Here is a 7750-nt window from a genome sequence, read left to right on the forward strand (position 1 = left end):
CCCACCTTTGGCCAATTATCCCTTCACCGCTCCGACGTTGACCTGCATGAAGGAACGGTTGGCGAAGACGTAGACGACGAGCAGCGGCAGGATCGAGATGCAGGCGCCGGCCAGCATGTATTGATTCTCCGAGGCCGCCCCGAAGCCGTAGCGCAGATTCGCCAGCCCGACGGGCAGCGTCTGCAGGTCCGGATTCGTCATGGAGAAGACGAGCGGCAGGATGTACTCGTTCCAGGCGCCGCGGAAGGTGAACAGCGCCGTTACCGCGAGCGCCGGCCGCAAGAGCGGCAGAATGATGCGCCAGAAGATCGAATAGAAGTTGCAGCCATCGATGAGCGCCGCCTCGTCTAATTCGCGCGGAATGCCTTTGAAAAAACCGATCATCATGAAGAAGATCTGGGCATGCGCGCTAATTAAGATGATGATGACACCCCAGAGCGTTTTTTGCAAGCCGAGCTGCACCATCAGGTCGAACTGGGGCCGCAGCACGACCGCGCCGATAGAGATGAACAGCGTGAACGACTGCAGCACGATGTAGATGCGCTTGCCGCGAAAGTTGACCCGATCGACCGCATAGGCGGCCATCGCTGTGATTAGCAGCGTCCCGACTGTCGTAAAGACGCTGACGTAAATGCTGTTCCAGGTGAAGCGGGCAAAGTTCGCTTGCTTCCAGGCATGGGCGTAGTTGCCGAACTGCCACACCTCCGGCAGCAGCGTCGCCCCCGTCGTCACTTCCAGATTTGTCTTGAACGAGCCAAGGATCGCCACCACGATCGGGAACAGCATCAGTCCCGCCGTTGCGAGCAAAAAAATCCACAGCACCGTCCGCGTCAGTCCTCTTGAAATCGCCACCACTGCCGCCCCCTTAGTATGTCTCGTTCAGCTTCCTGGATATCCAGAAATAAATCATCGTGACCAGCCCGACGATAAGCGCGGTCGTGAAGCCGACGGCGCTGCCGTAGCCGATATTCTGCACACTCGAGCCCTCGCTCGTCAGCGGGAAGAACAGCTTGTACAGATACAGATACATGACCTCGGTCTTGCCGAACGGCCCGCCCTCGGTGAGCACCATGATGCTTTCGTAGCCCTTGAGCGACACGGTGATCGCCAGCATGATGACCATCTGCAGCACCGGTCCGAGCATCGGTATGGTGATGTGCCACAGCCGCTGCAGCGGATTGACGCCGTCCAGCGAAGCCGCCTCGTATACGTCGTCCGGGATGCTCTGCAGCCCCGCCAGGAACAGCAGCATGTAGTTGCCCACCGCGCCCCACACCGCGATGATGATGACGGTCAGCATCGCATTGCCCGCGCCGAGCCAGTCGATCGGACTCGAGGCCAGACCCAGCTTCATCAGGTACTGATTGAGAATGCCGTTGTACGAATTGAAGACAATATAGAAGACGATCGACATGACCGAGGCGCTGAAGATCGTCGGCAGGAAGTACACGGCGCGCAGCAGATGCCGGCCGCGCAGCGCACGATTCAGGATGACCGCCAGGATGAGCGAGAGCGGGATCGTCAGTACCAGCTTACCGGCGGCATAGACGAACGTATTTTGCACGGATTGCCAGAACTGTGCGTCGCGCGCGACCCGGAAGAAATTGTCGAGTCCGACGAATTGCGGCGTACCGTATCCCGGGTAGGCAAAAAACATGTAGCGCAGCGCCCAGAAAATCGGATATATGCCGAGTACAAGCGTCAGAAAAAGGCTTGGAAAAGTAAACACGTACGCGTGCAGTTGCTTTCGTTTCATGGGTAATCGCCCTCCTATCGCAAAAAGCTTGTGCCCCTCATTATACGGGACGGGCAAGCTGGCGCGAGACGGGCAATCCGACGAAGCAGAGGGGAGAAATCTACGGGGTTGGGCTTGTAGAGAAATTGTTTAGCCGCGTCCGGTATGCTACGGAATAAGGACAAATAACCCCGGACTTTAGTCTGCATTGGTTGCAGCCACAAGGGGAAAGAAAGGATACGCTCGATCATGAATCAGCTTTTGAGCAGCGTCATTACCCTGCGTCATTTCACCCAGCCTCAGCTTGTGGGCCGCTGGCACGCAGACGGAGCGGCGTGGAAGGAGCTCTCGGCCGCGCGCATGCCCGCCGGGGAGATCTCGCGCGGATTTTATACCATCTGCGACGACCGCTTTATCGCGGTGGCGGCCTCGTCGGAGGGCCCGTTATTTGTCATCGACAAGGCCGTCTACCCGCTGCGGCTCGAACGGGCCAAGCTCGATTTGCAACAGGAGCGCAGCTACAATACGTTTTCGTTTCAATGGGACGGCGAGACCAAGCTGATGCTGACGTACAAGCGCAAGCTGTACCATGACGGCAAGCATTGGCTGGACGACAAGACGCGGGACTTTTTTGCGTGGATCGTACACGGCGTAAAACAAAAAAAGTTCTATGCGTACTATACGCAATAGCCGCATTGAAAACAATTCGGCTCGATTCGAGATAGCCGCATTGAAAACAATCCGGCTCGATTCGAGGTTAGCCTTTGTCACGCCAAAAACGTGCGTGGCCGTTCTTTGGCGGCCACGCACGTTTTTTAAAATAGCAAAAGCGTTTTTCCTAGAAATAAACCATTTCGTGAAGCCCGACATCCCATGCCGTCTCGTTCCCTTCCAGGGTGATTATCAGTTCGCTTCCTCTTTCAACCTGCCCTTCAAACGCTCGGCCCCGTCCTGGTAGCGTTCGTGGTACACTCTCCCGCTTCGCGCGCCGTCTGCTCGGCCAGCTCCCGCAGCTTCAGCACGGTGCGCCAGTTGCGCATCGTCGCCCGCTTCCATAGCTTGTTCAAGGCCGGCGGCAGCTTGGCGTCGCGCAGTCCCTGATGATAGAGCTGGTAGATATCGCGTCCGACGATCCGATAGTCGACGACCTCGCTCTCATAGTCGGTGACGCCGCCGGTCAGCGCCTCCTCGGGCGCCGCATTCAGGAAGCATACCTGCACGCTCTCCCGCTCGCCGAGCTCCCGGTCTGCATACGGATTGGCCGCGATGAGCGCCTCCAGCTCGGCGGCTGTGCGCAGCACCACTTCCAGCTGCAGGCCAAAGTCGGATGCGATCGCCCGCGCGACCAACTCCCGTACCTGCTCCTCGCTCGCAGCCGCGGCAAACGCAATATTGCCGCTCTGGATATACGTGCGCACCGCCTCCAGCCCGGCCGCTTGCAGCGTTTCGCGCAGCTTGGCCATCTGGATCTTGTTATGCCCGCCCACGTTGATGCCGCGCAGCAGCGCGATATAGACCGCCATGACGTTCGACTCCTTTCTTCACGAGGCCGCTCCACCGTCCAGACGCGCGTTCGCCCACCTGACGAGCGTTCGCCCACCTGCAGGCAGGCCTTTTATTTATGCTGCAGATGCGCAAGCGTCAACGTGAACAATTGCTCCACATGATTATCGTCCAGGGAGTAATAGACCGTCTTGCCGACCTTGCGGCGCTTCACGATGCGCGCATTGCGCAGGAAGCGCAGCTGATGCGACACGGCGGACTGCCCCATGCCGAGCACCTCCGTGAGATCATGCACGCACAGCTCGCTCTGGAGCAGGGCGTGAATGATTTTCACCCGGGTCGGATCGCCCAGCGACTTGAACAGATCGGCCAATTCAAAAGCCGTCGCTTCGGTCACCAATTGCTCCCGCACCCGACCGACGTCGACATCCGTCCCGCTGCAGGTCGTATCGCAAGCGTCTTGCACCGTTCTTTCCATCGCTTCCACCCGCCTGTTTTCAAAGTACCGCCATTATACCATATCCCTTCCGAAACCGTAACTTTTACCAAGAGGCGAAACCGCAAAACAAAAGGCTAAACGTACAGACCTTAAGGTCTATTACAGAATAACCTGGTGCGATTGAAACCGTCATTAGCCCTTCACCATCCGCCAACGAACCTAACGGTTGCCACAGCGGCTATTGCGCCCAAATAAGCGCCGATTGCATTGTAACGGTTGCCACAGGTCTTATTTTCTTGAAATCCATTGAAAAAACGCGATTTAGGCCAAATAAGCGCTGTGGCAACCGCTAGCCTGGAAATCGCCTGAAATTGATCGAAATAAGCGCGCGGGCAACCGTTAGCTGAGGTGCGTCCGTTTGCCCGCCTGATGGATGAGCTGTCTTTGGTTATTTCGTGAAGGATCCTTATTACGGGCGCCGCATAAATGGGTTTGACATTTTTCGCCGATTTGCATATGATCAATATATGAATAATTGTTCATGTATTGGATAGAAAGGATTGAATCATCCATGCATATTTATAAGGTAAAGGGGCTGTCCTGCGGCAATTGCGCGCAGGGCTTGGAGGCCCAAATTCAAAAGCTGGCGCACGGCGCCGACGCCTCGCTCAGCTTCGCCTCCGGACGGCTCAAGCTCGATCCCGCAGTCGATCTGGACAGCGTCGAGCGCATCCTCCGCTCGGACGGCGCGGTGCTGGATCGCAGCAGTCTGCGACGTGCACCCGGGAGCGCCAACGGGGCTAGCGGGGAAGGCGCCGCCGCTCGGCACGAGGGCGAAGACGCGTGTGCGCAGGGCGGGTGTGACGGTAGCCATCGACATGACGGCAGTGACAAGTCTGACCGCGGCGAACACGGCCACGATCACCTGCACGCGCATGAGCATACGCCTGCTCGCAGCCATGTACAGCGCCATGCTCACGGGCACGACCACGCACACGACCATGGCCAGGGGCACGATCACGGGCATGGGCATGAGCACGGACATGATCACGATCATGCCCATGGCGGGACGCGCACGATGCTCGCCCTGCTGGCGGTGTCGGGGCTGCTGTACGCGGCTGCGCTGCTGCTGGAGGGCATCTGGAGCGCGCCCGTCCTGATCGGCATGTACCTCGGCGCGACGGCCATCAGCGGCTACACGACATTCTGGCGCGGACTTCAGAATCTGATGCGCTTGAGATTCACCATCGATACCTTGATGACGATTGCCCTGATCGGCGCCGTCGCCATCGGGGAGTGGAGGGAAGCAACGCTCGTCGCGATCTTGTTCGGCGTCAACGAGCTGCTGGAAGGGATCGGCATGGATCGGGCCCGGCGCTCGATGGAGGCGCTGCTCGAGGTGGCGCCGAAGCAAGCGATCCTGCTCCAGGGCGAGCGCCAGCGCACCGTGGCGATCAGCGAGCTGCGCGCCGGCGATCTTGTGCTCGTGCGCGCCGGCGACAAGGTCCCCTCCGACGGCACGATCGAGCAGGGCGACGGCTCGGTCAACGAGGCCGCGATCACCGGCGAATCGCTGCCGGTCGACAAGACCTCCGGCGATACGGTGTTCGGCGGCAGTATCAATAATGAAGGCACGCTGCGCGTGCGCATCGACAAGCCGTACGACGACTCCTCGCTGGCCCGTATCCTGCATCTCGTCGAGGAGGCCCAGGAGACGAAGACGCCGACCGAGCTGTTCATCAACCGCTTCGCCAAAGTCTACACGCCGCTCATCATGGTCGTCGCGGCACTCGTCATCCTCGTGCCCCCGCTGCTGCTCGGCGGGGAATGGACGCACTGGCTGTACCAGGGGCTGGCCGTGCTGATCGTCGGCTGCCCGTGCGCGCTCGTGCTGGCCTCGCCGATTGCCATCGTCTCCGGCATCACGCGCAGCGCCCGGGCGGGTATCCTCGTCAAGGGCGGCGTCCACCTCGAGCAGCTCGGCAAGCTCGACGCCATCGCCTTTGACAAGACCGGCACCTTGACCAAGGGCGAGCCTCGCGTCATCGAGGCCGTCGCCTACGACGCCGATCGCTTCTATTCGGTCGCAGCGGCGATCGAACGTCAATCGTCGCATCCGCTCGCCCATGCCGTCATGGCGCACATCGAGGCGGAGCGCCGCCATGGCGACACGCTGCAGGCCGAGGAAGTCCGCACCGTAGCCGGGAAGGGCGTCGTCGCCCGCATCGCCGGGCACGCCTACCGGCTCGGCAACGAGCAGGCGCTTGACGGCCTTACGCTCGGCGAGCGGGCGACAGGCGACATCGCGCGGCTCAAGCAGGACGGCTTGACCCTCGTGCTCGTCGCCGACGAGGCGAGCGTGCTGGGGATGTTCGGCATCGCCGACGAGATTCGCGAGGAGAGCCGGCGCGTCGTCGACGCTCTGCACCGCATCGGCATTCGCGACACCGTCATGCTCACCGGCGATCACGAGGCGACGGCCAGGCGCGTCGCGGCGGCGACCGGCGTGCGCAGCTACCACAGCGGCCTGCTGCCCGAGGACAAGGTCGCTCGCATCCGCGAGCTCGGCGCGCACGGACGGATCGCGATGATCGGCGACGGCATCAACGATGCGCCTGCTCTGGCGACGGCGCAGCTCGGCATCGCCATGGGCAAGGGAACGGCCAGCGCCATCGAGACCGCCGACGTCGTGCTGATGCAGGACCACCTCGGCCGGCTGCCGGAAGCAATTGGCACGGCCAAGCGCGTGAACCGGGCCATCCGCTTCAACATCGCCGCCGCGCTCGGACTGAAGCTGGTGGCGCTGCTGCTCACTATTCCCGGCTGGCTGACGCTCTGGATCGCCATCCTCTCGGACATGGGCGCGACGATCTTCGTGACCCTCGTCAGCTTGACCATACTGGTCAATCGGTCGCCGAGGCGTGTGAACGGGGCGGCATCTGAGCCGCAGGGCGCAGCTTTGCAAGAGCATTAGATCCGAGTAGACGAACAAGGGAAGTCAGGCCAGTGGCCTGACTTCCCTTGGTTTACGCGTCCTTTCGATGTCCTTTCGGCTTCGTTTCGATATCCTTTCGGTTCCTCTTGCTCTGCGCTTCCTCTAGCCCCCCGCTTTCTTTTTCCGATTCATCGCTTTCTGCAGGGCCCATGCCGCTGCTATCGCAATTCCCCCGCTGATTGCGGCCATTCGCCATACTGGCTTGGCGTCACGTTCCACGGATTGATTCAGGACCAGAACGCCTCCATCGTTTTCTTGCTCCTCGGCATTTTGCGAGACCTTTAATTGTGTGACCACGTTTTCGGATGGAATAAGGCTCGCTTTTTGTTCCCCGTATAAGGCAACGTTAGATTCAGATAAGGCTACTTCTTGATGATCCACGCTGGACACGAGCACATGCGTCCCCTCGATCATCGCCAGAATCACTGAACTGTCCGGGTCTGAATGAACGGATATTTTTTTATACGCCTTGTCAAACGCTTCGGACGTTCCACCGGCCGCCACAACATCAAGCGCATGATTGATCTCGCCGATGGTTAAAAAAGAAGTGGCCGTTCCATCAACGAATACAGTAAACTCCCATTGGTTCGAAGGGCGGAGGATTGATTGCAGGCTCGTGTTTGCATCAGCGGCACGCAGTTTGCCTGCATCCACCCAATAAATTGGAAGTCCGTCGCCTACTACAACCGACTCAATTTGGGCTGTGTTTTTAAAACCATAGCCCTCCGGATCTTCGAGCATTAACTTTTTAAAAACGTCCAGCCCTTCTGATTCGGCAAAACGTTTGACCTCGTCCATCTCGTATGTTGCCGAAGATGCTACACTAGGCATGATCAAAATAATTCCAATTATAGTAATAAAAATGTATTTTTTCATTATTTTCATCTCCCTGTTCTAATTTGAAAAACCATCTCTGCCCCATCGCCATGTTCGATCTGCACTAGATCCACCTTTAAATGTTGTATAATTCATTGCTATTTTTACTCCACTAGTACACAGTAGCACAATTATAGGATCACATTTTAATTAGAACTGGGCAAGTCTTCCAACATGCGATAGAATAAAGACAATTTATAGA

Annotated in this window: 7 protein-coding genes; 2 read left to right on the top strand and 5 right to left on the bottom strand. The window is 58.7% G+C overall.

Annotated features, from left to right (window positions below):
* Positions 1-15 precede the first annotated feature (15 nt).
* Positions 16-852: a carbohydrate ABC transporter permease gene (locus IDH44_RS26940; protein WP_317890095.1), complete on the bottom strand. Its 837-nt coding sequence runs from the start codon at positions 850-852 to the stop codon at positions 16-18.
* A gap of 13 nt (positions 853-865) precedes the next feature.
* Positions 866-1756: a carbohydrate ABC transporter permease gene (locus IDH44_RS02850; protein WP_190914473.1), complete on the bottom strand. Its 891-nt coding sequence runs from the start codon at positions 1754-1756 to the stop codon at positions 866-868.
* Between the two features lie 228 nt (positions 1757-1984).
* Here IDH44_RS02850 and IDH44_RS02855 point away from each other — a divergent pair, with 228 nt between their 5' ends.
* Positions 1985-2425 (top strand): hypothetical protein, encoded by a 441-nt coding sequence (locus IDH44_RS02855; protein WP_190914474.1) that lies wholly within the window; start codon positions 1985-1987, stop codon positions 2423-2425.
* A gap of 242 nt (positions 2426-2667) precedes the next feature.
* Here IDH44_RS02855 and IDH44_RS02860 read toward each other — a convergent pair whose 3' ends face one another.
* Together IDH44_RS02860 and IDH44_RS02865 are read right to left on the bottom strand one after the other, a co-directional pair.
* Positions 2668-3258, bottom strand: coding sequence for a DUF1697 domain-containing protein (locus IDH44_RS02860; RefSeq protein WP_190914475.1), 591 nt, complete (start codon positions 3256-3258; stop codon positions 2668-2670).
* Between the two features lie 92 nt (positions 3259-3350).
* Positions 3351-3716, bottom strand: a complete 366-nt coding sequence (locus tag IDH44_RS02865) for an ArsR/SmtB family transcription factor (protein ID WP_190914477.1) — start codon at positions 3714-3716, stop codon at positions 3351-3353.
* Between the two features lie 532 nt (positions 3717-4248).
* Here IDH44_RS02865 and IDH44_RS02870 point away from each other — a divergent pair.
* Entirely contained in the window at positions 4249-6651 is a 2403-nt protein-coding gene (locus IDH44_RS02870; RefSeq protein ID WP_190914479.1) for a heavy metal translocating P-type ATPase, read from the top strand.
* A 123-nt stretch (positions 6652-6774) separates the two neighbouring features.
* Here the strand turns inward: IDH44_RS02870 and IDH44_RS02875 are convergent, their stop codons facing one another.
* Positions 6775-7548 (bottom strand): hypothetical protein, encoded by a 774-nt coding sequence (locus IDH44_RS02875; RefSeq protein ID WP_190914481.1) that lies wholly within the window; start codon positions 7546-7548, stop codon positions 6775-6777.
* Positions 7549-7750 lie beyond the last annotated feature (202 nt).

Source organism: Paenibacillus sabuli (assembly GCF_014705605.1).
Taxonomy (GTDB): domain Bacteria; phylum Bacillota; class Bacilli; order Paenibacillales; family Paenibacillaceae; genus Paenibacillus_D; species Paenibacillus_D sabuli.